At 62.4% G+C, this 943-nt stretch carries 1 pseudogene; it reads left to right on the forward strand.

The features are described 5' to 3' along the window. Nucleotides 1–18: 18 nt before the first annotated feature. Nucleotides 19–943: pseudogene (locus IT781_RS21935) on the forward strand (hypothetical protein); the annotation flags it as partial.

The following is a 943-nucleotide window of genomic DNA, read 5'->3' on the forward strand; positions in this document are numbered from 1 at the left end:
ACTTGCGTGCAGACCACCGTGCAGCGCTGGTATGCCGATGACGTGCTGAACAATATCGGCGAGGACCGCACGCTGCGCACCGTGTTCACGCACGACCACTTCGGCCCATCCACCCATCAGCAGGTGGGGCTCTATGCCGCCCTGGTAATCGAGCCGGCCAATTCGACCTGGAAGCATAATGAGACCGGCGCGCCCCTGAGCGGCCGCGCCGACGGCGGCCCGACCAGCTGGCAAGCCATCATTGAACCGAAAAACGGCGACAAAGCCTATCGCGAGTTCCTGCTGTCAATGGGCGATTTCCAGCTGGCCAGCCGCAATGATGAAACGCCGGTCAATCCGCCCGCCAAACAGGAAGCCGGGCTCCATGATCTGATCGAGGTCGCACCGACCTGTCCGGGCGGCGTCCCCCGGCCCTGCCCCGAAGCCATCTCGGCTGACGATCCCGGCACCATGACCGTGAACTACCGCAATGAACCGCTGGCGCTGCGCGTCAATAACGGCGCCAATGGCCAAACCCCGGGCCGGGCCGGCGATCTGTCGTTCGCGTTCGAATCGCGCACGGACCGGGCCATTCCGGCCTTGAACAGCCAGCCGGACTTTTTTGTCCAGCCGTTGACCCGCGACGTCCTGCCCGGCGATCCGTTCACGCCGCTGCTGAAAACGTTCGCCGGCGACAAGATCCAGATCCGCACTGCATTCGGCGCCCATGAGGAAGGCCACAACTTCAGCATACACGGCCTCAAATGGCTGTTCGAGCCGTCGCTGAAAGACTCGGGCTACCGCAACTCGCAAATGATGGGTATCTCCGAGCACTTTGAGTTCGAAGTGAACGCCGTAGACTCCATCAATCTGGGTACGCCCTTTATCGATCAGGCCTATTTTCCGGGTGCAGCGACCGATGACCTCTGGAACGGCCTGTGGGGCATCCTGCGGACCTATAACG

The sequence above is a fragment of the Methylobacter sp. BlB1 genome (genome assembly GCF_015476545.1).
GTDB lineage: Bacteria > Pseudomonadota > Gammaproteobacteria > Methylococcales > Methylomonadaceae > Methylobacter.